Annotated in this window: 25 protein-coding genes; 12 read left to right on the top strand and 13 right to left on the bottom strand. The window is 63.5% G+C overall.

What is annotated here, in order from left to right; genetic code table 11:
* Positions 1 to 336: 336 nt before the first annotated feature.
* Positions 337 to 1,512 (bottom strand): vWA domain-containing protein, encoded by a 1,176-nt coding sequence (locus N6H05_RS20595; protein ID WP_284111459.1) that lies wholly within the window; start codon positions 1,510 to 1,512, stop codon positions 337 to 339.
* A 146-nt stretch (positions 1,513 to 1,658) separates the two neighbouring features.
* Here N6H05_RS20595 and N6H05_RS20590 point away from each other — a divergent pair, with 146 nt between their 5' ends.
* Positions 1,659 to 3,023, top strand: coding sequence for a methyl-accepting chemotaxis protein (locus tag N6H05_RS20590; protein ID WP_284111458.1), 1,365 nt, complete (start codon positions 1,659 to 1,661; stop codon positions 3,021 to 3,023).
* On the opposite strand, the gene N6H05_RS20585 is transcribed toward N6H05_RS20590, so the two are convergent.
* On the bottom strand, positions 3,011 to 3,865 hold the full coding sequence (locus N6H05_RS20585; protein ID WP_284111457.1) for a DUF817 domain-containing protein: 855 nt from the start codon (positions 3,863 to 3,865) through the stop codon (positions 3,011 to 3,013). The two genes, N6H05_RS20590 and N6H05_RS20585, sit on opposite strands and share 13 nt — an antisense overlap.
* 122 nt (positions 3,866 to 3,987) lie before the next feature.
* Between N6H05_RS20585 and N6H05_RS20580 the strand changes: the two genes are divergently transcribed.
* Positions 3,988 to 4,857 carry a DUF3617 family protein gene (locus N6H05_RS20580; protein WP_284111456.1) on the top strand — a complete coding sequence of 290 codons (870 nt, stop codon included), beginning with the start codon at positions 3,988 to 3,990 and terminating at the stop codon, positions 4,855 to 4,857.
* Positions 4,858 to 4,917: 60 nt separating this feature from the next.
* Here the strand turns inward: N6H05_RS20580 and N6H05_RS20575 are convergent, their stop codons facing one another.
* The 6 genes from N6H05_RS20575 to N6H05_RS20550 form a co-directional block, all read right to left on the bottom strand.
* Positions 4,918 to 5,964 (bottom strand): hypothetical protein, encoded by a 1,047-nt coding sequence (locus tag N6H05_RS20575; protein ID WP_284111455.1) that lies wholly within the window; start codon positions 5,962 to 5,964, stop codon positions 4,918 to 4,920.
* A 250-nt stretch (positions 5,965 to 6,214) separates the two neighbouring features.
* Positions 6,215 to 7,060 carry an AAA family ATPase gene (locus N6H05_RS20570; RefSeq protein WP_010337204.1) on the bottom strand — a complete coding sequence of 282 codons (846 nt, stop codon included), beginning with the start codon at positions 7,058 to 7,060 and terminating at the stop codon, positions 6,215 to 6,217.
* Between the two features lie 99 nt (positions 7,061 to 7,159).
* The gene (locus N6H05_RS20565; protein ID WP_284111453.1) at positions 7,160 to 7,843 is read right to left on the bottom strand and encodes a DUF6975 family protein; all 684 of its coding nucleotides are present in this window, start codon (positions 7,841 to 7,843) and stop codon (positions 7,160 to 7,162) included.
* A gap of 220 nt (positions 7,844 to 8,063) precedes the next feature.
* Positions 8,064 to 10,103 (bottom strand): RNA polymerase sigma factor RpoD, encoded by a 2,040-nt coding sequence (gene rpoD / locus N6H05_RS20560; protein WP_004211766.1) that lies wholly within the window; start codon positions 10,101 to 10,103, stop codon positions 8,064 to 8,066.
* Between the two features lie 43 nt (positions 10,104 to 10,146).
* Positions 10,147 to 12,036 carry a DNA primase gene (gene dnaG / locus N6H05_RS20555; RefSeq protein WP_284111452.1) on the bottom strand — a complete coding sequence of 630 codons (1,890 nt, stop codon included), beginning with the start codon at positions 12,034 to 12,036 and terminating at the stop codon, positions 10,147 to 10,149.
* A gap of 231 nt (positions 12,037 to 12,267) precedes the next feature.
* The gene (locus N6H05_RS20550) at positions 12,268 to 12,720 is read right to left on the bottom strand and encodes a GatB/YqeY domain-containing protein (RefSeq protein ID WP_099231727.1); all 453 of its coding nucleotides are present in this window, start codon (positions 12,718 to 12,720) and stop codon (positions 12,268 to 12,270) included.
* Between the two features lie 153 nt (positions 12,721 to 12,873).
* Between N6H05_RS20550 and carA the strand changes: the two genes are divergently transcribed.
* The 6 genes from carA (at position 12,874) to N6H05_RS20520 (ending at position 19,335) form a co-directional block, all read left to right on the top strand.
* Positions 12,874 to 14,052 carry a glutamine-hydrolyzing carbamoyl-phosphate synthase small subunit gene (gene carA, locus N6H05_RS20545; RefSeq protein ID WP_284111451.1) on the top strand — a complete coding sequence of 393 codons (1,179 nt, stop codon included), beginning with the start codon at positions 12,874 to 12,876 and terminating at the stop codon, positions 14,050 to 14,052.
* Positions 14,049 to 14,417, top strand: a complete 369-nt coding sequence (locus tag N6H05_RS20540) for a ribonuclease E inhibitor RraB (protein ID WP_169861422.1) — start codon at positions 14,049 to 14,051, stop codon at positions 14,415 to 14,417. Before carA ends, N6H05_RS20540 begins: the two co-directional genes overlap by 4 nt.
* On the top strand, positions 14,417 to 14,785 hold the full coding sequence (locus tag N6H05_RS20535) for a hypothetical protein (RefSeq protein WP_284111450.1): 369 nt from the start codon (positions 14,417 to 14,419) through the stop codon (positions 14,783 to 14,785). Before N6H05_RS20540 ends, N6H05_RS20535 begins: the two co-directional genes overlap by 1 nt.
* The gene (carB, locus tag N6H05_RS20530; protein ID WP_284111449.1) at positions 14,778 to 18,113 is read left to right on the top strand and encodes a carbamoyl-phosphate synthase large subunit; all 3,336 of its coding nucleotides are present in this window, start codon (positions 14,778 to 14,780) and stop codon (positions 18,111 to 18,113) included. Before N6H05_RS20535 ends, carB begins: the two co-directional genes overlap by 8 nt.
* 81 nt (positions 18,114 to 18,194) lie before the next feature.
* Positions 18,195 to 18,671 carry a transcription elongation factor GreA gene (gene greA / locus N6H05_RS20525; protein ID WP_284111448.1) on the top strand — a complete coding sequence of 159 codons (477 nt, stop codon included), beginning with the start codon at positions 18,195 to 18,197 and terminating at the stop codon, positions 18,669 to 18,671.
* A gap of 4 nt (positions 18,672 to 18,675) precedes the next feature.
* Positions 18,676 to 19,335: a rhomboid family intramembrane serine protease gene (locus tag N6H05_RS20520; protein WP_284111447.1), complete on the top strand. Its 660-nt coding sequence runs from the start codon at positions 18,676 to 18,678 to the stop codon at positions 19,333 to 19,335.
* 63 nt (positions 19,336 to 19,398) lie between these two features.
* On the opposite strand, the gene N6H05_RS20515 is transcribed toward N6H05_RS20520, so the two are convergent.
* From N6H05_RS20515 to N6H05_RS20495, 5 genes are all read right to left on the bottom strand, one after another.
* Positions 19,399 to 19,620 (bottom strand): DUF4170 domain-containing protein, encoded by a 222-nt coding sequence (locus N6H05_RS20515; protein ID WP_284111446.1) that lies wholly within the window; start codon positions 19,618 to 19,620, stop codon positions 19,399 to 19,401.
* 104 nt (positions 19,621 to 19,724) lie between these two features.
* Positions 19,725 to 20,378, bottom strand: coding sequence for a hypothetical protein (locus N6H05_RS20510; RefSeq protein ID WP_284114281.1), 654 nt, complete (start codon positions 20,376 to 20,378; stop codon positions 19,725 to 19,727).
* A complete protein-coding gene (locus N6H05_RS20505) occupies positions 20,371 to 20,694 on the bottom strand; it encodes a hypothetical protein (protein WP_284111445.1) in 324 nt (107 codons plus the stop codon). Before N6H05_RS20505 ends, N6H05_RS20510 begins: the two co-directional genes overlap by 8 nt.
* Positions 20,691 to 21,065 (bottom strand): phage holin family protein, encoded by a 375-nt coding sequence (locus N6H05_RS20500; RefSeq protein WP_284111444.1) that lies wholly within the window; start codon positions 21,063 to 21,065, stop codon positions 20,691 to 20,693. The genes N6H05_RS20505 and N6H05_RS20500 overlap by 4 nt, the downstream gene beginning before the upstream one ends.
* 65 nt (positions 21,066 to 21,130) lie before the next feature.
* On the bottom strand, positions 21,131 to 21,736 hold the full coding sequence (locus N6H05_RS20495) for a hypothetical protein (protein ID WP_284111443.1): 606 nt from the start codon (positions 21,734 to 21,736) through the stop codon (positions 21,131 to 21,133).
* A gap of 226 nt (positions 21,737 to 21,962) precedes the next feature.
* On the opposite strand from N6H05_RS20495, the gene eno reads away from it, so the two are divergent.
* The 4 genes from eno to N6H05_RS20475 all read left to right on the top strand — a co-directional run bounded on the left by eno (position 21,963) and on the right by N6H05_RS20475 (position 26,309).
* Positions 21,963 to 23,237: a phosphopyruvate hydratase gene (eno, locus tag N6H05_RS20490; RefSeq protein WP_284111442.1), complete on the top strand. Its 1,275-nt coding sequence runs from the start codon at positions 21,963 to 21,965 to the stop codon at positions 23,235 to 23,237.
* An 89-nt stretch (positions 23,238 to 23,326) separates the two neighbouring features.
* The gene (locus N6H05_RS20485) at positions 23,327 to 23,638 is read left to right on the top strand and encodes an FtsB family cell division protein (protein WP_284111441.1); all 312 of its coding nucleotides are present in this window, start codon (positions 23,327 to 23,329) and stop codon (positions 23,636 to 23,638) included.
* 230 nt (positions 23,639 to 23,868) lie between these two features.
* Positions 23,869 to 24,942 (top strand): pyruvate dehydrogenase (acetyl-transferring) E1 component subunit alpha, encoded by a 1,074-nt coding sequence (gene pdhA, locus N6H05_RS20480; RefSeq protein ID WP_284111440.1) that lies wholly within the window; start codon positions 23,869 to 23,871, stop codon positions 24,940 to 24,942.
* The gene (locus N6H05_RS20475; protein WP_284111439.1) at positions 24,942 to 26,309 is read left to right on the top strand and encodes a pyruvate dehydrogenase complex E1 component subunit beta; all 1,368 of its coding nucleotides are present in this window, start codon (positions 24,942 to 24,944) and stop codon (positions 26,307 to 26,309) included. Before pdhA ends, N6H05_RS20475 begins: the two co-directional genes overlap by 1 nt.
* Positions 26,310 to 26,319: the final 10 nt, after the last annotated feature.

The following is a 26,319-nucleotide window of genomic DNA, read 5'->3' as shown; positions in this document are numbered from 1 at the left end:
TCCCCTCACGCACGCATGTCCAGAATAGTCGCGCCGCTGTCGCTTCCCTGTTGCCTGACTGTCGCGTCGGTGGTGCGGGGCGGTGGCCCTGATCGTGACCCAAATGTCGCGTCACAGGCGCATGGGTGTCGCGTCGCGGGCGCGTGACAGGGGCAAAAGGCCCGAAATGGCCCGACGACACTGTGAACTTCGGGCCGAAACAAACTGTCGCGTCATCCGCCCGACACGCCGACCCTCAAGGCGGCGAATTCGCGCTGTCCTACACCGCACCCCTCCGCCACTATGCGGACGGCTCTTTGACCTGTAGGATATGCCCGCGTGCTGCGGAGACCGATCTTACCGTTTGCGCGTCAACTCCCGCATCGCCTCGTCCAGCCCCTCCAAGGTCAGCGGATACATGCGCTCGTTCATCAGGTCGCGGATGATGCGGGTCGACTGGCTATAGCCCCAATGTTCCGCCGGCGCGGGGTTCAGCCACACGGTCGCGGGATAGGTATGGGCAACGCGCTGCAGCCAGACGGCACCGGCTTCCTCGTTCATATGCTCCACCGACCCGCCGGGATGGCTGATCTCATAGGGGCTCATCGCCGCGTCACCGACGAAGATCACCTTATAATCATGGCCATATTTGTGCAGCACGTCCCAGGTCGGGGTGCGCTCGGCAAAGCGGCGGCGATTATCCTTCCATACGCCTTCATAGAGGCAGTTATGGAAGTAGAAGAATTCCATATTCTTGAATTCGCTGGTCGCGGCGGAAAACAGCTCCTCGCACAGCTTGATATGCGGGTCCATCGATCCGCCCACGTCCAGGAACAGCAGCAGCTTGACCGCATTGTGCCGCTCGGGCCGCATCCGGATATCGAGCCAGCCCTGCCGCGCGGTGCCGCGGATCGTGGCGTCCAGGTCCAGTTCGTCGGCCGCCCCCTCCCGCGCAAAACGGCGCAGCCGGCGCAGCGCCACCTTGATGTTGCGGGTGCCGATCTCGCGATTGCTGTCCAGATTGGCGAATTCGCGCTTTTCCCAGACCTTGATCGCGCGCTTGTGTCGGCTTTCTCCGCCGATCCGCACGCCCTCGGGATTATAGCCGCCATGGCCGAAGGGGGATGTGCCGCCAGTGCCGATCCACTTGCTGCCGCCCTGGTGGCGCTCCTTCTGCTCCTCCAGCCGCTTCTTCAGCGTCTTCATGATCTCGTCCCAGTCGCCCAGCGACTTGATCTTCTCCATCTCCTCGGGGCTGAGGAACTTTTCCGCGACCAGGCGCAGCCATTCCTCGGGTATCTCCGCCTCGACCCCGTCCTGGCCCAGCAGGCCCTTGAACACCTTGGCAAAGACCTGGTCGAACCGGTCGATCAGCCCCTCATCCTTCACATAGGTGGCGCGGGCGAGATAATAGAAATCCTCCGGCCGCCGCTCGATCACGTCGCGGTCCAGCGCTTCCAGGAGCAGCAGATGCTCCTTGATGCTGGCGGGGATGCCGGCGGCGCGCAGCGCGTCGAGGAAATTGAGCATCATGGTGCCGATCTTGTCGGCCAGCGCGCCGGGCGATGCAAGCGCCGGGCGGATCGCATTGGCGAAATATTAAGTGTTGCGCCGCACGGTAAACAGTTCAGTATTCATTATGACAGTTAAGTTGCGGGGGCGGCTTGGAAAACGGAGAATTGTTGGCTGACCTGGGGGAACGGTCGGGCGACATCGCATTGCAGTGCAGCGAAACCGCTGGATTTCTGGGCGAGGTGAACCGCCGGATTCAGGGCGATTCGGCGCGCCTGTCGGACCTTCAGGCGAACATGCAGACGCTGACCGCCAGCCAGAATGAGAGTGTGGCGGCGGCTCAGGAACTGAGCCTCACCGCCGGGCGCGCCGGGCGTATCATTGCCGAGGGGCATGATGTCATCACCCTGTCGCTGGGCGAGGTGGCGGGGCTGGTCGAACATGTCACCGGCCTTGAAGGCCATCTGCGCCAGTTTCTGCAGGTGATCGAGGCGGTCGGCGGCATTTCCGATCAGCTCGGCACGATCGCCCGGCAGACCCGTCTGCTGGGTGTCAACGCCGCGATCGAGGCCGCGCGCGGCGGCGAGGCGACGATGGGCTTTGCCGTGGTGGCGGAGGAAATCCGGCGGCTTGCCGAGCAGGCGGCCGAATCCTCGGCCTCGGTCGGCAGCAAGCTTGGCCAGCTCGACCGCGATGCCCGCCATCTGATCGGCGGGGTGGAGGCGAATATCCAGCGCGGTCGCGACGTCGGCACCCATATCGACCAGCTGCGCTTGTCGATGGCGGAAATCGCCTCGCTCGTGACCCAGTTCGGCGAGCGATCCAGCGCGATCGTCGCCTGCACCGATGAGGCGGACGCCCATGTCGCGGCGCTGGATCAGGGGCTGGCGCTGTTCGGCCGCTCCTCGACCGAGAGCGCGGGGCGTGTCGACATGGCCCGCGATAAGATCGAGACGCTGGAGAGCCTGGCCAATGACATGCTCAACACCGCGGCGCAGAGCCGGCTGCGCACCCGCAACAGCCATTATATCGCACTGGCCGAGGATGGCGCGGCCGAGGTCACGGCGCTGATCGAGGAGGCTCTGGCCCGCGGCGAATTGTCGCAACAGGCCTTGTTCGATCGCAGCCATCGACCGATCGCGGGGTCTGAACCAACCCAATATCAGACCGGTTTCACCGCCTATGCCGATCAGCGGGTGCGGCCGTTGCTCGACCGGCATACCGCGAAGGACGCGACGATCATCGGCTGCTGCCTGATCGACATGGACGGCTATCTGCCGACCCATATCAGCGCGCGGAGCCAGCCGCAGCGGATCGGCGACCCGCGCTGGAACATGGAACATGCCCGCAACCGACAAATCTTCATGGACGCCCAGACCCGCCGCGCGCTCGATGGCGACGACGATTTCTATCTCTTCACCTATCGCCAGAATCTGGGGGAGGGGCGCTATCGGGCGCTGCGCAGCGTGTTCGTGCCGCTGCGCTTCGCCGGGCGCCGCTGGGGCCTGTATGAGGTCGGCTATCTGATCTGATCGTCGCGCCTTATGCCGTGGATCAGCGAGACCAGCACGAAGGAGATGATCATCAGCAGATACCAGGCGCCCAGCTTCATCAGGCTGACCATCTCCCAGCCATGGCGCTGGCTGGGATAGGTCCAGGCATTGGCGAAGGTGCCGATATTCTCCGCCAGCCAGATGAAAAGCGCGACCAGGAAGAAGCCGAGCAGCAGCGGCATCCGCCGTGGTTCCCGCCAGGGCGTGAACCAGATCCACGTTCGCCCGAACAACAGGATGGCAGCGGCGAACAGGGCGATCCGCACATCGGGCAGCCAGTGATGGGCGAAGAAATTGACATAGATGGCGCTCGCCAGCAGCACCGTAGCCCAGACCGGCGGATAGCGGCTGAAACCGAAGTCGAAGATGCGCCAGATCCGCGCGATATAGCTGCCGACTGCGGCATACATGAAGCCGGAAAAGAGCGGCACGGGGCCGATATGGAGCAGGCTGGCCTCGGGATAGACCCAGCTTCCCGCATGGGTCTTGAACAACTCCATGATCGTGCCGATCAGGTGGAAGGCGCAGATCACCAGCGCCTCGCGCGGGCTTTCCAGCCTGAGGGCCAGCATCGCGATCTGGATCGCGACCGCCGACAGGGTCAGGAAATCATAGCGGTGGAGGGCCGCGTTGGCGGGATAGAAAAGATGGGTGCCTAGCAGCAGCGCCAGCATCAGTCCGCCGAACAGGCAGGCCCAACCCTGTTTGAAGCCGAACAGCAGGAACTCATAGGTCCAGGCGCGTGGCCCCGCCGCGACGCGGACCGATTCCAGATGGGCGCGTATCCGCGCAAAGCGGGTCGCGCCCGTGGGGTCGTTCATGTCCCGATGTCTAGCGCGCCACGGCCCGGACGCCAATCATTCCAGTCCGGATGAAAAGGCTTTGCAGCACCCGCCGGATCATTAAGCTGTCGGAACGACATAAGAATGAGGAGAGGCTGCCGATGGCACGACGGCGATGGACGCGGGGTCTGGCATTGGCGCTGCTTGGCGCGTCGGGCGCGGCGCTGGGGACCGATACGCCCCAGCAGGCCGAGGATGAGATCATCGTGATCGCCGCCCGGATGAAGATCATCAACATCGAATATGCGCTTCGTGGCCCCTGGCTCAAGGCCTGCAATCTCGACGGGACGACCGGCACGCCGGCCGCCGACCGGGCGATCTGCATGTTGTTGCAGCAATGCCTGCTCGACGGGAAGACCCGGTGCGAAGAGGCCAAGCAATGCGTCAACGCCCGGATCGATGATCTCGCCAATCATCGTGGCACCCTGCCTGCGCTGGTGAGCGAGGCCGCGCTTGAAACCGCCGCTGCCGGGCAGGATGCACAAGCGGACGAAGTCGAGCCATCCGACGCGATCATCGTCACCGGCGCGCGCCATGTCATCAATCCGGGCCTGTGGCGCTTCACCGAGATCGGCACCTATGTGAGCAGCATGTCCGGGCACCATCCTCCCGGCACCCGCCAGTGGGAGGCCTGCATCCCCGATCGCCGCGATGATCTGGCGATCCGCTATGCCGTGGAGGGGCCGCCCCGGCCGGCGGGGACCGGTGGCCCGCATGGATGCCGTCAATGGCGGGTCACTGTGTCAGGGCGCAAATTCGAGGGGCGACTATATTGCGGTCGTGCGCATGGGGGCTTTTCCTATGGCAGGATGAACGGAACGGTCACGGGCGATGGGGTGGAGGCATCTGCCGAACACAAGACTGTTGGCGGACGGGGGCCGCGCGGGAAGGGGCCCGAGAAGCCGCGCTTCTTCGGGAGCCTGAAGACGGAATTGTCGGGGGAGCGCGTCGGGGTGTGCCCCGGTCGCTGATCGGAAGCGAAAGGGCGCTCCGGATAATGTCCGGAGCGCCCAGGATTTTCTAAAACCGCCTCAGTTGGGCTTGCGCGCGCCCTGGCTGACGGTCACCTCGCCATTGGCGGCATAGAGTGCCGTGGCTTCTGCCTGGGCCGTCTGGGGATCCTTGCCGTCCAGGATCGCGGCGATCTGGCGGCCACTGGGCACCTTGTCATAGACGCCGTAAAGATCGGTCTGGCCGACCATATGGATCGACAGTTGATAGCCAAGGTCGCGGGCGTCGGGATCGAAGGCGAGGACGGTGCCGCTATCGTCGACCGGCACGATGATCGCGCCATCGCCGCGCCCCGTCTGCTGCAGCATGTCATAGCTGCCCTGCGCGGTCTGGACCGTGCCGCGAATGCACAGATTGTCCTTGCCCTCGCGCGGGATGCTGACTTCCTGCGGCACGGGCTGGCCAGCGGTGCCGCTTGGCACGGCCTTGGTCAGGCGCGCGTCGCCGCCATCGCCGGTCGGGCAGGCACCGAAGCTGGCGGGGCTGGTCGCGTGCAGGCTTGCCGCATCGTCGAATTTCAGGCCGGCCAGCATGCCGTCCAATCCGGCCAGCACTTCGGCGCGGCGCTCGGTCGGGCCAGTGACGCGCAGCTTCACCATCCAGCGCCCGGCATGGGCAAAGGCCGCCGCCGTCGTCAGCGCGCCATCGGCGGCATCGTCATAGACGGCGCGGATTGCCGTGCCCGCGCGGCCGCCGGCGGCGACGCTGTCATAGGCGGTGCGATGGGTCTTGCCGCCGAACCGCTCCATCACCGCCTTATCGGTCATGTAAGCGGCAAGCGAAGCGTCGGCATAGGCGGGCAGATAGACATAAAGGGTCGCCTGGATGGCGCCATCCTGCGAAATATATTGGGCGTAATTGTCGATGCCCTTGCCGCCGTTCGATACTTCGCCGCTCTTGGTCAGCGACAGGCTGGCGACCGTCTGCGGCAGGCTGATGCCAGCGGCGGTGGCACTTATGGCAGTATCACTTGGCGTCCATGCCTCGACATCGTCCGCCGCCTGCGCCAGCGAGGGCAGGGCCAGGCAGAGGGCCATCGAACATAGGAACAACGCACGTCGGGGCATTGGCATCCTCTCTCTCGATCCAGACCGTCTTGGCGCGGCCTTGAATGACAGAGGATCAGGAAATCACGGATTCCGCAGGGGCGCAAGCCGCCTTCATGCTGTCGATGTCATTTGCCCCGGAAATTGCCACAATTGCGGGCCGTGACAGGCCGATTGCGGCGCAGCATCCGTCCCGATAACGACTTCAGCCGTGACCGGGCCGGGTTCGCCCAGCGTCAGGAGCGTGATTCGGCCAGGCTGGCCGGCGGCCTCAGCGCCCTTGGCGTCGCGCCATGAAGGCCAGGCGCTCGAACATCATGATGTCCTGCTCATTCTTGAGCAGCGCGCCGTGCAACGGCGGGATTGCCTTGGTCGGATCGGCATTCTGCAGCACGTCGAGGGGCATGTCCTCGTTCAACAGCAGCTTCAGCCAATCGAGCAGTTCGGATGTGCTGGGCTTCTTCTTGAGGCCCGGCACCTCGCGAATGTCGTAGAAAATGTCCATCGCCCGGCTGACCAGCATCTTCTGGATGCCGGGGAAATGGACATCGACGATCGCCTGCATGGTCTCGCGATCCGGGAATTTGATATAGTGGAAGAAACAGCGGCGCAGAAAGGCGTCGGGCAGTTCCTTCTCGTTGTTCGAGGTGATGATGACGACCGGCCGTTCCTTGGCCGCGACCGTCTCGCCGGTCTCATAGACATGAAAGGCCATGCGATCGAGTTCCTGCAACAGGTCGTTGGGAAATTCGATATCGGCCTTGTCGATCTCGTCGATCAGCAGGACGGGCAGGGTGGGAGAGGTGAAGGCCTCCCACAGCTTGCCCTTGCGGATATAGTTGGCGATGTCATGGACCCGCTCGTCGCCCAACTGGCCGTCGCGCAGGCGGGCGACCGCATCATATTCATACAGGCCCTGATGCGCCTTGGTCGTCGACTTGACGTTCCATTCGATGAGGGGGGCGTTAATGGCCTTGGCGATTTCCTGGGCCAGCACGGTCTTGCCGGTGCCCGGTTCGCCCTTCACCAGCAGCGGCCGGCGCAGCAGCACGGCGGCATTGACCGCGACCTTCAGATCGTCGGTGGCGACATAATCCTGGGTGCCTTCAAAGCGCATGGCTCTCTTCCGCTCCATCATTGCTGGAGGACCGGACTAGGCAAAGCGGGATTGGGGCGCAACGCGTTTGTGCGTTGCGGCAAGCGGTGGGGCGATGGATCAGGCCGGCTGTTGCCGGCGGATGGCGGCCCGAGCCTCCAGCACATCCCACAGGCCGCGATGCTGAGCCAGCAACTGGCGCATGCCGAACTGGATCGCGCGATCGACGGCCGGATCGCCACCAATGGCGCGAGCGACTTCCAGCGTCGCCCGATGATCGGGCAAGGAGCAGGGAACCGGTTCGATGCCCGCACGAAGCGCGGCAATGTCCAGCAGCTTGCGGACGGCGCGCCAGTCCAGCACCAGCGCGATCGCCGCGCCCATGGCGCAGCCGCGCCGGTCGGACTGGGCCAGCATGTCGAGTGCATGGCGCTGCTGGCTGACGATGGTTTCGCAATTGCTCTGCCCCGCCGTGCTGGGGGCGGGGCCGGCGGCCACGGTGACCTGGGTCAGATAGGCGCGCTCCCGTGCAAAGGCGTCAGCTGTCTCGATCAGCCAGCGGCGCGCGGCATTGTCGACCGAACGGGTAGCGGCATGGTCGATAACGCCGGGATGGCGACCATGGAGCAGGCAAAGATAATAGGCGGCATCGGCAAGGTCGGGCAGGCCAAGGTCATCGCGCGAGCGTGCATCCCGGCTCGCCTGGGCCATGTAGCTGTGGCTATCGCTGCCATCGGCCCGAACCATCATGTCCAGGATTTGCGCGATGTCATCGCCCCGGCGCAACGCCGTCACTTCGCTCATAGAAATTTCCCTGTGGCAACGGCGTAAGGGGCGCCGCTGGGCACAATCTAGGGCAAGGTGCGTAAACGCCGGGTTAAACTTGTCGGTTCGACTGGTCGCAAATGTGGCACCAATGGTCTAGGTCGTTATGGTTAACAAATGATGCTATCGTCTTGAAAAACAAAAGGCCCGGCTGGAATGTCCGGCCGGGCCCTTGTTTGAAGCGATAATCTGACCGGATTTACTGGTCGAGGAAGCTGCGCATCTTGCGGCTGCGGCTGGGGTGCTTCAGCTTGCGCAGCGCCTTCGCCTCGATCTGGCGGATGCGCTCGCGGGTCACGCTGAACTGCTGGCCCACTTCCTCCAGCGTATGGTCGGTGTTCATGCCGATGCCGAAGCGCATGCGCAGCACGCGTTCCTCGCGCGGGGTCAGGCTGGCAAGGACGCGGGTGACCGTTTCCTTCAGGTTCGCCTGGATCGCGGCATCCACCGGGATGATCGCATTCTTGTCCTCGATGAAGTCGCCGAGGTGGCTGTCTTCCTCGTCGCCGATCGGCGTTTCGAGCGAGATCGGCTCCTTGGCGATCTTCATCACCTTGCGCACCTTTTCCAGCGGCATGGACAGGCGCTCGGCCATCTCCTCCGGGGTCGGTTCGCGGCCCTGCTCGTGCAGGAACTGGCGGCTGGTGCGGACCAGCTTGTTGATCGTCTCGATCATGTGGACCGGGATGCGGATGGTCCGCGCCTGGTCCGCGATCGAACGGGTGATCGCCTGACGGATCCACCAGGTGGCATAGGTGCTGAACTTGTAGCCGCGGCGATATTCGAACTTGTCGACCGCCTTCATCAGGCCGATATTGCCTTCCTGGATAAGGTCCAGGAATTGCAGGCCGCGGTTCGTATATTTCTTCGCGATGGAGATGACGAGGCGCAGGTTGGCCTCGACCATTTCCTTCTTCGCGATGCGCGCTTCACGCTCGCCCTTCTGCACCATGTTCACGATGCGACGGAATTCGCTCAGCGACATGCCGGTCGCCTGGGCGATCTCGCTCACTTCGTTGCGGATGCGCTCGACCGCGCGGCCTTCGGCAGCGGCAAAAGCAGCCCATTTCTTGTCGAGGCCCTGCACCTTTTCCAGCCAGGCATCGTCCAGTTCATGGCCCATATAGCGCTCAAGGAAGTCCTTGCGGCTCACCTTGTGGCGCTCGGCCAGGCGCAGCATCTGGCCACCCAGCGCGGTCAGGCGCCGGTTATAGGCATAGAGCTGGTCGACCAGATATTCGATCTTCTGCTGGTGGAACTGGACGCTCTCGACCTCGGCGGTCAGCTGTTCGCGCAGCTCATGATAGCTGTCCTCGGCCTTCTGGCTCAGGCTTTCGCCATTGGCCATGGCGACCATGCGCGATTCCTGGGCCTTGGAGAAGGCGCGGAAGATTTCGGTGATGGTCGCGAACTTCTCCAGCGCCATCGGCTTCAAAGTCTCTTCCATCTGGGCGAGGGACAGGGTGTTGTCCTCTTCCTCGTCCTCCTCGCGACGGGCGCGGGGCGCACCATCCTCGTCCTCGTCGCCGTCGGCGGATTCCTCCTCCGGCTCTTCCTCTTCCTTGAAGCTGGGGCCAGCGGTCTTCTCGCTGATCTCGCCATCATCATCCTCGGCGCCTTCCTCCATATTTTCAGGAGCAGGATCCTTGGACAGCATGGCGTCGAGATCGAGGATCTCGCGCAGCTGCATCTCGCCATTGTTGAGCGCGGTCGACCATTCGATGATCGCGTTGAAGGTGGTCGGGCTTTCGCACAGACCCAGGATCATCGTGTCGCGGCCGGCCTCGATGCGCTTGGCAATGGCGATTTCGCCCTCGCGGCTGAGCAGTTCGACGGCGCCCATCTCGCGCAGATACATGCGCACGGGATCGTCGGTGCGATCGACCGTTTCCTTCTTCTTCTCGGTGACGAGCTTGGGGCCGTCATCGTCGCTCGAATCATCGTCGGCGTCGTCGGCTTCCTCGCGCTCGCGCTGCTCGTCGCCGTCTTCGCTCGCCTCTTCATTCTCGACGATGTTGACGCCCATCTCGTTGAGCGCCGACATGATGTCCTCGATCTGCTCGGAGGACATCTGGTCCTGCGGCAGGGCATCGTTCAGTTCGTCATAGGTGATGTAGCCGCGCTTCTTCGCGCGGGCGATCAGCTTCTTGACGGACGCTTCGTTGAGGTCGAGCAGGGGGGCATCGCCATCCTCGCCATCGCCCATCCCGCCATTCTTGCTGTTCGCCTTGGTCGCCATTTATTCGCCTTAACTCCGTCGTCCCGACAGGAACGAGCCTCAATCAAACAATGTCTTCGGACTGCGCCAGTTCCGCCAGGCGGCTGTCGTGATCGGCTTTCAGCGCGCGGATGCGCTGCTGTTCAGCGAAATTCTCTTCGCTGAAGTCGCTCTCGAACCGTCTAGTAGCCTCCGCCAGCGCCGTTTCCAGCTCCGGTCCTTGCGCCATCACCCGGATGGCCTCGTCCAGGTCGCGCTGCACGCGACTGGGGTCGGTTGTCATCCTATGTGGGGTGAATGTGAACGTATCGGCCCGGAGCATCCCCTTAGCCATATTATACAAGTCACCTTGCCCCAATATGGTAAGGAGGGCCTGCGTTTCAACTGTTTCTTTGCGGAAGGAGGCGGCGATCATCGCATCCAGCAATCGCGCCAGCGCGGGATCGCCGATTCGCAGGCCTGACAGCGTCTCGCGGTGCAGGATGATCTGCTCCGGATCGCGCAGCAGGCTGGCCAATATCGCGCGCAGCAGCCGATGTTCCATGCCGCTCGCGCCGATCTCCCGCGCCTCGTTGCCGGCGGGCGGGACGGGCGGCTTCCAATTGCCCTTTTTGTCGCGCTGCCAGCCGGCGCGGGCACCACCGCCGGCAGCGCCGCGCGGCGCGCGCGGACCGCCGCCAAAACGATCGGGCCTGGCAAAGAAGAGCGCGTCATAGCGCTCCCGGAATGCCTGGGCATAGAGCGCGCGGACATCGGGATGCTGGATCGAGTCGCTATGGGCGGCCAGCCGCTGCTTGAGCGCCGCCTTCTGCTCGGGCGTGTCAAGCGGGCCGACCTTCTGTTCATGCTCCCACAGGCGATCAACCAATGGCTGGGCGCCAGCCAGCACGGCGTCCATCGCGCGCGGCCCCTCGGCACGGAGCAGGTCGTCGGGGTCTTGTCCGGCGGGTAGGGTGGCGAAGGCCAGGCTGTGACCAGGACGCAGCAGGGGGAGGGCGCGGGTTGCCGCGCGGATCGCCGCCTTCTGCCCGGCCGCATCGCCGTCGAAGCACAATATCGGCACCTCGACCATCTTCCATAGTCGCTCGATCTGATGCTCGGTCAGCGCCGTGCCGAGCGGCGCGACCGCATCGCCGAAACCGGCCTGGGCGAGCGCGATCACGTCCATATAGCCCTCGACCACGATCACCCGGCCGCTCTGCCGGCTGGCGGGGGAGGCGCGGTCGATATTGTAGAGGGTGCGCCCTTTGTCGAAGAGCGGCGTGTCGGGCGAGTTCAGATATTTGGGTTCGCCCTGGCCGATGATCCGGCCGCCAAAAGCGATCACCCGGCCGCGAATGTCGCGGATCGGCAGCATGAGGCGACCGCGGAACCGGTCATATGTGTCACGTTCGCCGTCAGGGTCGATGAGCAAGCCAGCCTCAACCAGCATCGGCTCGCCAAATTCCTTGAGCGCGCCTTTCAGCTTCCCACGCGAATCCGGCGAATAGCCAAAGCCGAACGTGCGTCGGGTCGCATCGCTGATGCCGCGCTTGGCGAGATAGGCGCGGGCGTCGCCGCCGTCGATGCCGCCAAGCTGCTCCTCGAAGAAACTCTGCGCGGCCGCCATCGCGTCATGCAGCCCCTTGGCCTGCTCGGCGCGCTTGGCCGCGCGCGGGTCGGCGGCGGGCACGTCCATGCCGGCGGTCGCGGCCAGTTCCTTCACCGCCTCCATGAAGGGCAGGCCGCGCTGGTCGGTCATCCAGCGGATCGCATCGCCATGCGCGCCACAGCCGAAGCAGTGATAGAAGCCCTTCTCGTCGTTGATCGTGAAGCTGGGCGTCTTCTCGTTATGGAAGGGGCAGCAGGCCTTATATTCGCGGCCCGCCTTCTGCACCTTCACGGTCTTGCCGATCAACGTCGAAAGCGACGTCCGCGCGCGCAGCTCATCCAGCCATTGGGGCGTGAGGGTCATGCCGGGCGCTCGAGGTTTTGCGCGCCGCGACCATCAGAACATTTGAGCATGGAGGTCCAGAACGCCATTCATCGAATATGCCCGAACTCATGCCTGTGTCGAGCGCCGGGCGTGCGTTTCTCGACCTTGGCCTGTCCTGAGCGCGCAGGCAGTCGAAGGGCTCGAAACGAACGAAGCAGGGCCTGCTACCGCCCCCTCCCGCAAGCGGGAGGGGAAGTCACGAGCGAGACGTTAGGACAGCGCCGCCTTCACCAGCCCGCTCGCCTTGCTCATGTCGATCACCGCGCCATGGCGTTCCTTGAGTACGGCCATCACCTTGCCCATGTCCTTGACGCTTTCCGCGCCAATCTCGGCCTTGATGCCCTCGATCGCCGCCTTGGTCTCGTCCTCGCTCAGCTGCGCGGGCAGGAAGGTTTCGATCACGTCCAGCTCGGCCTGTTCCTTGGCGGCCAGTTCGTCACGGCCGCCGCTCTTGAACATGTCGATCGATTCGCGGCGCTGCTTCACCATCTTCTGCAGCACCTCGACCACGACGGTGTCGTCGTCGGGCACGTTGCTGGCGGTGCGCAGTTCGATGTCGCGATCCTTGAGCTTGGCCAGGATCAGGCGCACGGCCGCCAGCCGATCCTTGTCGCCGGCCTTCATGGACTCCACTTGGGCGCTCTTGATGGTGTCGCGAATCATGGGCGAATTAATCCTGTTTCTCGGGAAAGGAGTAGATATAATGCGAAAAGAGATTTTTAACAGACGTTGACCTTCACGCGTTGCGGGAATAGGTGACCGGCCGTTTAACCCGCACCAGACGGGTTCCCGCAAAAGCATAAAGGACCGCAGACCATGGCTGACGCCAAGACCCTCATTGTGCCCAAAGGAGCGACAGGGGTATTGGTTTTTGCCGATGGCTCCGCCGTCTTCGGTCGCGGCTTCGGCGCGGCCGGTGACGCGGTCGGCGAACTCTGCTTCAACACCTCGATCACCGGCTATCAGGAGATCATGACCGATCCCTCCTATGCCGGTCAGATCATCACCTTCACCTTCCCGCATATCGGCAATGTCGGCACCAATCTCGACGACGTCGAAGCTGACAGCCCCTATGCGCTCGGCTGTATCGTGCGCCAGGACGTCACCGCGCCCAGCAATTTCCGCAATGTCGAACCGTTCGACCAGTGGATGAAGGAAAAGGGCCGCATCGGCCTCGCTGGTGTCGACACCCGCGCACTGACCCGCATGATCCGCGAGAAGGGCGCGCCCAACGTCGTCATCGCCCATGATCCCGACGGCAATTTCGACATCGCTGCGCTCGCTGCCAAGGCGGCCGCCTGGCCGGGCCTTGAAGGCATGGACCTCGCCATCGAAGTCACGGGCAAGGAAAGCCGCCTGTGGAAGGACGGCATCTGGACCATCGGCCATGGCTATGGCCTCAATGAGGCGGGTGAGGAACGCCCCCATGTCGTCGCCATCGATTATGGCGCGAAGAACAATATCTTCCGCAATCTGGTGAAGGCCGGCGCGCGCGTGACCGTGCTGCCCGCCACCGCGACCTTCGATCAGGTCAAGGCGCTCAATCCCGACGGCGTGTTCCTGTCGAATGGTCCGGGCGATCCGGCCGCGACCGGCGACTATGCCGTGCCGGTGATTCAGCAGGTACTGGCTGCCGACATCCCCGTCTTCGGGATCTGCCTTGGCCACCAGCTTCTGGGCCTCGCCGTCGGCGCCAGGACGATCAAGATGCATCAGGGCCATCGCGGCGCGAACCATCCGGTCAAGCGCCTGTCGGATGGCCTGGTCGAGATCACCAGCATGAACCATGGCTTCGCTGTCGATGTCGACACGCTGCCGGTCAATGCGCGCTCGACCCATGTCTCGCTGTTCGACGGCAGCAATTGCGGCATCGAACTGACCGACAAGAATGCCTTTTCGGTCCAGTATCACCCCGAGGCCTCGCCCGGCCCGCAGGACAGCTTCTACCTGTTCAAGAAGTTCGTCGATGGCCTCAAGGGCGCGGTCGCCGCGTGAGCCAGAACCTGCCCCCGGTTGACGAAGCGCGCCTTGCCGCAGAGTGGGAGGCGGACCGTGAGGTTCTCGCCAACCTGAAGCGCAATGGCGACGTCGCGCGTCTCGCGCGGCCCGTGGATGTCAGCTTCCGGGGCAGCGAGAAGGATTTCGAGCGCGTCCTGACCATCGCCAGCCAGTTCGGCTTTGTCGAACTGGACCGCGAGGAAGATGAGGAAGGCGACCTGTTCCTGTTCCTGGAATGCGTGCAGCCGGTCGACGAAGCCTCAATCCGCGCGCTGACCCGGAAATGCCTCCAGATCGAAATCCTCTGCGGCGTCGAATATGACGGCTGGGGCTGCGAGGCGCAGGCGGGGGGCGTGCATTGATGCTCGATTGGCTCTTCGTCAATTGGAGAGCCGTTCTCATTACGGTATTCCTCATTTTTCTGGCGGGCTCGCTGCTGGCTAAGTTCATCGTTGATCTTCGAGAAGTCGAAGCTTTTGATTGTGATGACATAAAGTATTTTCAGTACTGTGCAGCAGGTTGGATGTGCGACCGGATTGCAAAACGAGCCGAGCCAATGGGTTGGAATTTGGTCAAGCGCGAGGTCGCCGAACACAACTGCGAAAGAATAACGTTCAAAGCCAGCGATGGCGCTCCGCCCCTTTCGAAGCTTCTTAAAAAACTTCACTGGTCCGGCTTCCCGATTAAGCCACAACGCATGCAACTGGATTGCGAAAAGCCCGATGCCTAAAAGAACCGACATCTCCTCCATCCTCATCATCGGCGCTGGTCCGATCATCATCGGCCAGGCGTGCGAGTTCGATTATTCGGGCACGCAGGCGGTCAAGGCGCTGAAGGAAGAGGGCTATCGCATCATCCTGGTGAATTCCAACCCGGCCACCATCATGACCGACCCGGAATTTGCCGACGCGACCTATGTCGAGCCGATCACGCCCGAAATCGTGGCGAAGATCATCGAGAAGGAGCGGCCCGATGCGGTGCTGCCGACGATGGGCGGCCAGACCGCGCTGAACACGGCGCTGGCGCTGTTCAACGACGGCACGCTGGAGAAGTTCGGTGTCCAGATGATCGGCGCCGACGCCGAAGCGATCGACAAGGCGGAGGACCGGATCAAGTTCCGCGACGCCATGGACAAGATCGGCCTCGAATCCGCGCGCTCGCGCATTGCGCACACGATGGAAGAGGCGATGGAGGCGCTGGAGTTCACCGGCCTTCCTTCGATCATCCGCCCCAGCTTCACCATGGGTGGCACCGGCGGCGGCATCGCCTATAATCGCGACGAGTTCATGAACATCGTCCGCGGCGGGCTGGATGCTTCGCCGACCACCGAAGTCCTGATCGAGGAATCGCTCCTCGGCTGGAAGGAATATGAGATGGAAGTCGTGCGCGATCGCAACGACAATTCCATCATCATCTGCTCGATCGAGAATGTCGATCCGATGGGCGTCCATACCGGCGACTCCATCACCGTCGCGCCGGCGCTGACGCTGACCGACAAGGAATATCAGATCATGCGCAACGCCAGCCTGGCGGTGCTGCGCGAGATCGGCGTCGAGACCGGCGGTTCCAACGTCCAGTTCGCGGTCAATCCCAAGGATGGCCGCCTGGTCGTTATCGAGATGAACCCGCGCGTGTCGCGCTCCTCGGCGCTCGCGTCGAAGGCGACCGGCTTCCCGATCGCCAAGGTCGCGGCGAAGCTGGCCGTCGGCTACACGCTCGACGAGATCGAGAATGACATTACCGGCGCGACCCCGGCTTCGTTCGAGCCGACCATCGACTATGTCGTGACCAAGATCCCGCGCTTCGCCTTCGAAAAGTTCAAGGGCGCCGAGCCGCTGCTGGGCACCGCCATGAAGTCGGTCGGCGAAGTCATGGCGATCGGTCGCAACATCCATGAATCGATGCAGAAGGCGCTGCGCGGTCTGGAAACCGGCCTGTCCGGCTTCAACCAGGTCGATCATCTGGTCGGCGCGCCCAAGGACGACATCATCGCCGCCCTGGCACAGCCGACGCCCGATCGCCTGCTGGTCGCCGCGCAAGCCCTTCGTGAAGGTCTGACCGTCGCGGAAATCCACAATATCGCCAAGTTCGATCCCTGGTTCCTGGAGCGCCTGAAGGAAATCGTCGAGGCCGAGAATGAGGTGCTGGAACATGGCCTGCCGCGCGATGCGGACGGCATGCGCCGCCTCAAGGCCATGGGCTTTTCCGACAAGCGTCTCGCCTGGCTGGCGCTCAAGTCGGCCAATCTGCGCGGCAATGAGCGCGGCGTGGCGCGCGGCAGCGGCCTGATCCACGATGCCGTCGTCGCCATGACCGGCGGCGTGACCGAGGACGAAGTGCGCAGCCTGCGCCACAAGCTGGGCGTGCGTCCGGTGTTCAAGCGCATCGACACCTGCGCCGCCGAGTTCGAGGCGAAGACGCCCTACATGTATTCGACCTATGAAGCCCCGATCTTCGGTGAGCCGGAGAATGAGGCGCAGCCCAGCGACCGCAAGAAGGTCGTCATCCTGGGCGGTGGTCCCAACCGCATCGGCCAGGGCATCGAGTTCGACTATTGCTGCGTCCATGCCTGTTTTGCGCTGAGCGAAGCCGGCTATGAGACGATCATGGTCAACTGCAACCCGGAAACCGTGTCGACCGACTATGACACGTCCGATCGCCTCTATTTCGAGCCGCTGACGGCTGAAGACGTGCTGGAAATTCTGCATGTCGAAATGTCGAAGGGGACGCTGGCGGGCGTGCTGGTGCAGTTTGGTGGCCAGACGCCGCTCAAGCTGGCGCAGGCGCTGGAAGATGCCGGCATCCCGATCCTGGGCACCAGCCCGGACGCGATCGACCTGGCTGAGGATCGTGAGCGTTTCGCCGCGCTCATCGACAAGCTGAAGCTGCGCCAGCCGGCCAACGGCATTGCCCGCAGCCGCGAGGAGGCGATCGCGGTCGCCAACCGCATCGGCTATCCCGTGCTGATGCGCCCGTCCTATGTCCTTGGCGGTCGCGCCATGGAAATCGTCGACGGTCAGGCCCAGCTCGAAGAATATATCACCACCGCCGTGCAGGTGTCGGGCGAATCCCCGGTGCTGATCGACCAGTATCTGCGTGATGCGGTCGAGGTGGACGTCGATGCGCTGTGCGATGGCGACGATGTGGTCGTGGCCGGCGTGTTGCAGCATATCGAGGAAGCGGGCGTTCACTCGGGTGACTCTGCCTGTTCGTTGCCGCCCTATAGCCTGTCGGACGAGATCATTGCCGAGATCGAGCGCCAGACCGAAGTGCTGGCCCATGCCCTGTCGGTCCGCGGCCTCATGAACATCCAGTTCGCGGTCAAGGACGGCACTGTCTATTTGATCGAAGTAAATCCGCGCGCCAGCCGCACCGTGCCCTTCGTCGCCAAGGCGATCGGCACCCCGATCGCGAAGATCGCCTCGCGCGTCATGGCCGGCGAGAAGATCAAGGATCTGCCCAGGATCGATCGCAACGCGATCGACCATGTCGCGGTCAAGGAAGCCGTCTTCCCGTTCAACCGCTTTCCCGGCGTCGATCCCGTGCTCTCGCCGGAAATGAAGAGCACCGGCGAAGTCATGGGCATCGACAGCAATTTCGCGACCGCCTTTGCCAAGGCGCAGCTGGGTGCGGGCACCGTGCTGCCGACCAGCGGCACCGTCTTCGTCTCGGTCAAGGACAGCGACAAGCCGGTGATCCTGCCAGCGGTGCAGAAGCTGGCGGGCATGGGCTTCACCATCATCGCGACCGGCGGCACCGCCACCTATCTGGAAGGGCAGGGGATTGCCGTCGAGCATGTGAACAAGGTGGCCGAAGGGCGTCCGCACATCGTCGACCGGATCACCGATGGCGACGTGCAGCTGATCTTCAACACCACCGAAGGCTGGCAGTCGCTGAAGGACAGCAAGGCGATCCGCACCAGTGCTCTACGCGCAAAGATTGCAAGTTTCACCACCGCGACTGCCAGCGTCGCTGCGGCGGACGCAATCGAGGCTTTGCGGGACCGCGCCCTTGAAGTGCGCTCGCTCCAGTCCTATTATCCCGGGTCGCACGCCTGATCCCCTTCACCAGGAAGCATGCTGCGGGTGGCGCCACGTTCGGCGCCGCCAAAGGGAAGTTTTGACGAAGGATTTGCAATAATGGCGACCGTCGAGAAGATGCCGATGCTGCAGGTGGGCTATGACAAGCTCAATGCGCAGCTCCGCGAACTGAAGGCCGAGCGCCCTCTGATCGTGGACGCCATCGAGGAAGCTCGTGCCCACGGCGACCTGTCGGAAAATGCCGAATATCACGCTGCCAAGGAACGGCAGGGTCAGGTCGAGGCAACGATTTCCGATCTGGAAGACAAGTTGTCGCGCGCCCAGATCATCGATCCGACCACCCTGTCGGGTAGCAAGATCGTGTTCGGCGCGACCGTGACCCTGCTGGACGAGGATGACAAGCCGGTCAAATATCAGATCGTGGGCCAGGCCGAGGCGGACGCCAAGGCCGGCATGATCAGCTATAACAGTCCGCTGGGCCGTGCGCTGATCGGCCGCGAGGTCGGTGACGAGGTGGAAGTGTCGGTCCCGTCGGGCGACAAATTCTACCTGGTCGACAAGATCGCGTTCATCTGATCCCGTGAAACTGCCTGCCGGACGCACGACCAACGCGATCGCGCTGGTCACGTTCGTCCTGTTCCTGTTGCTGCTGGCAACCGGGCAGATCGACAATGCGGCCTTGCTGGGCGGGTTCATGCCCGCCCGCATTGGCAACCCCGGCTTGCTGGACGGCATGGCGGCGGTGCCCTGGTGGCTGACGCCGCTCAGTTGCACTTTCGTCCATGCCGACTGGCTGCATATCGGCTTCAACCTGCTGATGCTGCTTTTCTGTGGCCGGCAGGTCGAGCATGTGCTGGGCCGCACCGGCACGCTGATCCTCTATGTCGTCGGCGCCTATGCGGCCTGCTTCGCGCAATGGGCGATCACGCCGGAATCGACCGATCCGATTGTCGGCGCGACCGGCGCCATTTCTGCTATCATTGCTACCTATGCGCTGCTTTACAGCCAGCAACAGGTGCGGCGGATCGGGCTGTTGTCGGCCAATTTCGTGCGGGTGCTGTGGCTGGCGGCCGCCTGGATCGCGATCCAGCTGATGATCGGCGTGGCGACGGCGGGGGGATTGGGCGATCTGGGTCAGATCGCGATTGCCGCGCATATCGGCGGCTTCCTTGCAGGGCTGGCCTTGACCCGGCCTTTGCTGCGCTGGCGCTTCCGCAAACGGCCCCAGGCTATCAATTGACCGTTCGATAAACGGTGTTCGGGCGAAACCGGGGCATGATCCGGTCTCGCCCGAAATGGGCCATCAGGCTGTCGGCAGCTCAGGCTCCAGCAGGCGGTGCAGATGGACGATCACATAACGCATTTCGGCGTCATCGACGGTGCGCTGCGCCGCGCCGCGCCAGGCCTTTTCGGCCGAAGCATAGTCGGGGAAGACGCCAACCAGGTCGACCTTGCTCAGGTCCTGGAATTCCAGCGTCTGCGGGTTGGTTACGCGGCCGCCCATCACCAGATGCATCTTGCTCATGGCGTTATATGTTCTCCTTTGACTGATCGCGGTGCCTTAGCATCGTCCCTGCGATCCGCCAAGGAAAGCGGCCTGTGTGTCGATTGCGTTTGCGGCAATCGCGATTAGCTTTTCGGCAATCGCGCCTTGATCGCGTCGCCCAGCGCTTCGACGCGGGTGGAGACGAGCGCGACCAGTTCGTCCGCCAGCTTCGATGCCTTGCCGCCAAAATCAGCCGATGCCGCAGCGTCACGGGCCGCTGCAGCGGTGTCGCTGGCGCTTTCCTTGGCGCTCGACAGCGCATGGCTTGCCGTTTCGCGGGCCTTGCTCAACACTTCGCCGGCATTGTCCCGCGCACTGGCCAGTGCTTCGCCCGCATTATGGCGCAGCGACTCGCTATTCTCGCTAGCGGCCGTGCGGGCGGTAGCGGCTGCCTCTAGCACACGCGCCCCGGCGGTGGCGGCCAGGCCCGGCAGTGCCTTCATCACCTTCCGGCTCTTGGGGAACATCCAGGCGATAACCGCACCGGCCGCCACCGCGCCGGCGACTGCCGCCACCGGATGCTCCTGAATGATCTCGTTGGCGCGGGCAGCGACCCGCTGGCCCCGGTCGCGCGCGTCGCCATAGGCTTCGCTCGCCTTGTCCTTGCCGGTCTGGATCAGTTCGCCGGCGCTTTCGCGCGCCTTGCCGGTGCTGTCCTTGATCATGTCGGTCGCGCTGCCGGCGGCATCATTGGCCGCTTCGCGGACGCGGGTCAGTTGGGCGCGGATGTCAGCCATCATCAATCTCCGAAATTTCCGTGTTACGGTTCCTCAGTCGAACGAACAGGCGTCCGAAAAGTGCCGTGAGGGGGCGGCGGAAGAGAAACAGGACGATGCCGGTTGCGGCCGCGCCGGTGGCAACTGGCCGCTGGCGCACCTTGGCACCGACATAGGCGATGCCGTCGAGCGCAGTCGCCGTGATCTTCGCCTCGACATCGGCCTTCAGTCGATCGGGCGCGATCCGCGCCTGGGCATCGGCAAGGCTTAGGACCGCCTTGCTGCGTAGATGCACCGCGCGTTCGGTCGCTTCGCGATAGGCCTGTTCCCGGCTCATGACTTGATCGTCTTCAACATCTGGCTGATCTGTCCCTTGGCCAGCAGCAGCAGCAGGACGGCGATCAGTACGGCGCCGCCGAACACCGCCAGCGTTGCCCAGAGCGGCCCGATCATCGCGGACAGCGCAATCACCAATCCGATCAACAGGGTGACGATCGCGGCGAACAACAGCATTAGGGCCACGATCCCCAGGATAGCGGCGTTGCGGACGCCCGCGCCGGCGATGCCGGCGCGCAGCTTCTGCCGCTCGACCTCCGCCTGCGCATAGGCGCGGCCATCGGTGTAGAGGCGGGCGAATGTCGCGCGGACAGACTCCTCATTCCCCTCGGTCTGCGGCGTTGCCACCGTATCCGCTGGTTCCTGCGTCAATTGCCCCTCCGCCCCGTCAGCCGGGGCCTGCGGTTAGCCGTCACGATAATCCTGTCTTGCGTCCGTCAGGCGTCGCTGTCGGACGATCCCTTGGCCAGGCGCATCAGCACGAAGCCGACCACGGCGGCAGCGCCGATGGCAACAGCCGGGCTCTTGCGCACGAAATCACGCGCCTCGGTCATCAACTGGTCGACATCCTTGCTGTCCAGCGTGTCTGCGGCACTGGCCACCGATTCCGCTGCCTGGCGGGCATAGTCGCCATATTGCGGGCCCAGCTTCGCATCGACCGTGCCGGCGGTGTCCGCAATCAGCTTCGACAGGCTTTGCATGGCCGAACCGGTCTTGTCCTTGGCACTGCTCGCCGCAGACTTTGCGGTCTTGCCGGCCTGCTCCTTGATCGGATCGATATGCGCCTTCCAGTCGACCGAATTGATCTTGTCGGTCGCGGCCTTGGCGGCCTTTTCGGCTTGCGCCTTGATCGGCGCGATCTGTGCGGACCAGCCATGGGCGGCCCCGTTTCCGGCCTTTGCGGGGGCCTTGCGGGTGGCGGCCTTCTTCACCGGCGCGGCCTTGACGGCCGGGGCGGATGCCTTGGTCGACGCCGGCTTCGCCTTGGCGGCAGCCGCCTTCTTCACGCGCTTGACGGGCGGGGTTTCCGGGGTGTCGGCCATTGTCCAAAGTCTCCCTAAAGCTCAACCTCATGGTCCCGCGCGGGGCGGGCTGTCATGATCCTAATGCTTGGCGGCGGCCTACAGTTCCGGCGCCGTTACTATTTTGAGCATCGGCATTTTTTGTCCCATGGCAAGTCCCCTGGATTGCCAAGTTTGGGGCTGCTGGCTAAGCGGGGCCGCGAAAAGGCCGCCCGGCGCGTGTCCGGGCCCAGATCAGGGAGCGATCATGACCGCCATTCTCGATATCCACGCCCGCCAGATTCTCGACAGCCGCGGCAATCCGACCGTCGAGGTCGACGTGATGCTGGAAGATGGCAGCTTCGGCCGCGCCGCCGTGCCCTCGGGCGCGTCGACCGGTGCCTATGAGGCGGTGGAAAAGCGCGACGGCGACAAGAGCAAATATATGGGCAAGGGCGTGCTGGCCGCTGTCGCAGCCGTCAATGACGAGATTGCCGAGCAGCTTATCGGCCTCGACGCCGAGGACCAAGGCGAAGTCGATGCCGTGATGATCGCGCTCGACGGCACCGAGAACAAGTCGCGTCTGGGCGCCAACGCGATCCTGGGCGTGTCGCTCGCCACCGCCAAGGCGGCCGCCGACGCGCGCGGCCTGCCGCTCTATCGCTATGTCGGCGGCGTGTCCTCGCATGTGCTGCCAGTACCGATGATGAACATCATCAACGGCGGCGAGCATGCCGACAACCCGATCGACTTCCAGGAATTCATGATCATGCCGGTCGGTGCGGAGAGCATCGCCGACGCCGTGCGCATCGGTTCGGAAATCTTCCACACGCTCAAGAAGGGCCTGCACGACAAGGGACTGGCCACTTCGGTCGGTGACGAGGGCGGCTTTGCCCCCAACATCGCCTCGACCCGCGATGCGCTCGACTTCATCATGCTGTCGGTCGAAAAGGCCGGCTACAAGCCCGGTGACGACGTCGTGCTGGCGCTGGACTGTGCCGCGACCGAATTCTTCAAGAACGGCAAATATGAGATTTCGGGCGAAGGCTTGTCGCTCTCGCCGGTCGAAATGGCCGACTATCTCGCTGCGCTGGCTACCGACTATCCGATCAAGTCGATCGAGGATGGCATGAGCGAGGATGATTTCGAGGGCTGGAAGGCGCTGACCGACAAGATCGGTGACAAGGTCCAGCTGGTCGGCGACGATCTGTTCGTCACCAACCCGGCCCGCCTGTCGATGGGCATTGGCAAGGGACTGGCCAACTCGCTGCTGGTGAAGGTCAACCAGATCGGCACGCTGTCGGAAACGCTCGCCGCCGTCGATATGGCGCATCGCGCCCGCTACACGGCGGTGATGTCGCACCGTTCGGGGGAGACCGAGGATTCGACCATCGCCGACCTCGCCGTCGCCACCAATTGCGGTCAGATCAAGACGGGCTCGCTCGCCCGTTCGGACCGGCTTGCCAAGTATAATCAGCTGATCCGCATCGAAGAAGAACTGGGCGACATGGCGGTCTATGCCGGTCGTTCGATCTTCCGCTGATCCACGGTTAATTTTCTATTAGGGATTCGGCTGGTCGCATTGCGCATATTTTGCTTGCGACCCGCTGAATCCTGTGATTCAAGCAGTTCATGGCGCATATCGCAAAGCTCCGCATGCTGTTGATGTCGGCCCTCGGGCCGGCAATTGCGGTGCTGTTGCTGCTGTTCTTCGCTGGCTATGTCGTGCTGGGCTCCAATGGCGTGCTCGCTTGGGGCGATTATTCGCGCCAGCTGCGCGATGCGAAGGCTGAACTCAAGATCGTCCAGCTGCATCGCCAGGAGCTGCGCAACCGGGTGGACCTGCTCAATCCGCGCCGCGTCGATCCCGACCTGTCGGACGAGCTGATCCGCCGCCAGCTCGGGGTGATTCACCATGATGAAGTGGTCGTTCCGCTGAACTGATCCGCGCGCCGGCAGGGTGTGCTTTCCATTTATTTGGTAAAATCCTTCCGCGGCAACATTTTGTTGCCGGCTGTTTGCGACCCGTTTTTGACAGCGTTGTCATGGATTGTCGTTTTTGCACTCGGGACATTCATTATGCCGGGATTCCGTGGGGTCCGCCGTTGCAATCTATGCAACTCTGACGCATATCGGGCTTCCTTCCATCCTACCCACGCAAAAGGATAATAGCCTTGGCGAAACCAACCACGCCGCGCGCCGACAGCGCAAAGGCAAAGGCCGCAGTGCCGGCCGGTGCGGACCATAATCGTCCGCGCCCCGAAACGCCCACCGACTACAAGGCCAGCAAGGAAGAGCTGCTGGAATTCTATCGGCAGATGGTTCTGATCCGTCGCTTCGAGGAAAAGGCCGGCCAGCTTTATGGTCTGGGTTTCATCGGCGGCTTCTGTCACCTCTATATCGGCCAGGAAGCGGTTGCGGTCGGCATCCAGTCGGCATTGAAGCCCGGCAAGGACAGCGTGATCACCGGCTATCGCGATCATGGCCACATGCTCGCCTATGGCATCGATCCCAAGGTCATCATGGCCGAACTGACCGGCCGCGAAGCCGGCATTTCGCGCGGCAAGGGCGGTTCGATGCACATGTTCAGCGTCGAGCATAAATTCTATGGCGGCCACGGCATCGTCGGCGCCCAGGTGTCGCTCGGCGCGGGCCTGGCGTTCGCGCATAAGTATAATGACGATGGCGGCGTGTGCGTTGCCTATTTCGGTGACGGCGCGGCCAACCAGGGCCAGGTCTACGAATCGTTCAACATGGCCGAGCTGTGGAAGCTCCCGATCATCTTCGTGATCGAGAACAACCAGTATGCCATGGGCACCAGCGTCAACCGCGCTTCGTCGGAAGACCAGCTCTATCGCCGCGGCGAGAGCTTCCGTATCCCCGGCATCCAGGTCGACGGCATGGACGTTCTGGCAGTGCGCGGCGCGACCGAGGAAGCGCTCAAGTGGGTCCAGGGCGGCAATGGCCCGATCCTGCTGGAAATGAAGACCTACCGCTATCGCGGCCACTCCATGTCCGATCCGGCCAAATATCGTTCGCGTGACGAGGTTCAGGCCGTGCGCGACAACAGCGACCCGATCGAGGGCGTGAAGAAGTATCTGATCGACGCCGGCGTCAGCGAGGACGAGATCAAGGTCATCGACCAGGATATCCGCAAGATCGTCGCCGAAGCGGCCGATTTCGCCGAAACCTCGCCCGAACCTGGAATGCATGAACTCTATACCGACGTGCTGGTGGAGCAATATTAATGGGTATCGAAATCAAGATGCCGGCGCTCTCGCCGACGATGGAAGAGGGCACGCTGGCCAAGTGGCTGGTGAAGGAAGGCGATGAAGTGAAGTCCGGCGACATCCTCGCCGAGATCGAAACCGACAAGGCGACGATGGAATTCGAAGCCGTCGATGAAGGCAAGATCGGCCAGATCGTGATTGCTGAAGGCACCGAAGGCGTGAAGGTCGGCACCGTCATCGCGACGATGGCGGGCGAGGGCGGCGAAGCGGCCCCGGCACCTGCGCCGAAGGCCGAAGCGCCCAAGGCTGAAGAAGCCCCCAAGAAGGCGGAAAGCGGCACGTCGAAGCTGGCGTCGGAAGCCAAGGCGACCTTGCAGGATCCGGACCTTCCGGCCGGCACCGAGTTCGTCAAGACCACCGTGCGCGAAGCGCTGCGCGACGCCATGGCCGAGGAAATGCGGTCGGACCCGCGCGTCTTCGTGATGGGCGAGGAAGTCGCCGAATATCAGGGTGCCTACAAGGTGACCCAGGGCCTGCTCGACGAGTTTGGTCCCAAGCGCGTCATCGACACGCCGATCACCGAATATGGCTTTGCCGGCATCGGTTCGGGTGCGGCCATGGGTGGCCTGCGTCCGGTCATCGAGTTCATGACGTTCAACTTCGCCATGCAGGCGATCGACCACATCATCAACTCGGCGGCCAAGACCAACTATATGTCCGGTGGCCAGATGCGCTGCCCGATCGTGTTCCGTGGTCCCAACGGCGCGGCCAGCCGCGTCGGTGCGCAGCACTCGCAGAACTATGGTCCCTGGTACGCCGCGGTTCCCGGCCTGATCGTCATCGCGCCCTATGACGCGGCCGACGCCAAGGGCCTGCTCAAGGCCGCGATCCGCTCGACCGACCCGGTCGTGTTCCTGGAGAATGAACTTCTCTACGGTCGCAGCTTCGACGTGCCCAAGGTCGACGACTATGTCCTGCCGATCGGCAAGGCGCGCATCATGCGTCCGGGCAAGGATGTCACCCTGGTCAGCTACTCGATCGGCGTGGGCCTGGCGCTCGACGCGGCCGAGCAGCTTGCTGCCGAAGGCATCGACGCCGAAGTGATCGACCTGCGCACGCTGCGTCCGCTCGACACCGCTACCGTGCTTGAAAGCCTGAAGAAGACCAACCGCCTGGTGGTGGTGGAAGAAGGTTGGCCGACCTGCTCGATCGCGTCGGAAATCGCCGCCGTCGTGATGGAAAAGGGCTTCGACGATCTCGACGCCCCGGTCCTGCGCGTTACCAACGAGGATGTGCCGCTGCCTTATGCCGCCAACCTCGAAAAGGCGGCGCTGATCGACGCGGCCCGCGTCGTCGAAGCGGCCAAGAAGGTCTGCTACAAGTAAGAAAAGAGAA

The organism is Sphingobium sp. WTD-1 (genome assembly GCF_030128825.1).
Classification (GTDB): domain Bacteria; phylum Pseudomonadota; class Alphaproteobacteria; order Sphingomonadales; family Sphingomonadaceae; genus Sphingobium.
This window is presented reverse-complemented; position numbering and strand designations above follow the sequence as displayed.